This is a genomic window from Oleiphilus sp. HI0066 (assembly GCF_001635725.1).
This window is the reverse complement of sequence record NZ_LWFH01000571.1, coordinates 1-1,046: the sequence shown is the minus strand read 5'-3', so window position 1 is coordinate 1,046 and position 1,046 is coordinate 1. Positions and strand designations below refer to the sequence as shown.

Sequence of the window (1,046 nt, the reverse complement as noted above, 5' to 3'; positions counted from 1 at the left end):
TCGTTGATTCTAGGACTCGTCGAAGAGCTCGTGCTCGCGAGTTAGCAAACTCAGTCGAGTTCGACGTAAAACCGCCTCCCGCAGAATTTTCAGGCAAAACGTGGCTTCCAGCATCAAGCCTGGCGCTCACTCAATCGTTCGACCCTGAGATCTCAACGCTTGAAGTGGGCGGATCGGTAACGCGAACGGTGACATTATCTGCATTAGGTTTGCTTGGCTCTGCGCTACCCGAACTAGCGCCTCCGTCGTCTAATGCGCTCAAGGTATATCCTGATACGCCAGAACTCGACACGATTGAACACTCAGCTGGAGCACAAAGTCAGCGCAAGGAACGACATGCGCTGGTTGCCGTTTCGCCAGCGCAAGCGATCCTACCTGCACTCGAAATAAAATGGTGGGATACGGTAAATGATGTAGAGCGTGTTGCACGTCTACCAGAACAGTCTATCGACGTTGTCGCGGCTTCTAGACTTGGCACTGAGCAAGACCTTAACACGCCAGACTCGTCGGCTCTTGATCAAAACTCTGAGGATTCAAGCTCTAGCTCTGAGCTTTCGGCGCTAAATTCTGAGGCAGAGACTACACAAAGCACCTCAGAACAGGTTGTGTCTAGTTCCTCGTATCTATGGCCTATCGCAATAGTTTTAGTACTAATTTCTTGGGGTGCTCACGCTACTTGGTTATATAGGAAACTTCGACGAGATAATACTCAACAAGAACGCAAGCCCAATAGAGAACAAGATATTTATGATGAGTTGATCCATTTGATTGAGCGTTCCGACATGCGGTATTTGAGTCTATTTCACACATGGTCCAGACAACTCGATCGCATCTCGTCATTAGATCAAAATGATGCAAAACAAATTATCGCTCGGCTAGAAGCGGCAAAGTATTCCGCACAACATGATAATGAATCATATAAGCAGGATGAAAAACAATTGTTAGCAGCGGTGAAAGCTCTGCATAAGTTGAGCATGTCTGGCTCACGTTCTGGTAAATCTGATCGGTACGGACTAAAACCATTCTACCCTGTTTAACATCTTAAT

General features: G+C 47.1%; 1 protein-coding gene. It reads left to right on the top strand.

Translation table 11 applies throughout. The annotated features are described in order from the left end of the window. Window positions 1–1,037: BatD family protein (locus A3738_RS07665; RefSeq protein WP_197473685.1), on the top strand; the 1,037-nt coding region annotated here is incomplete at its 5' end. Between the last annotated feature and the right edge of the window lie 9 nt (window positions 1,038–1,046).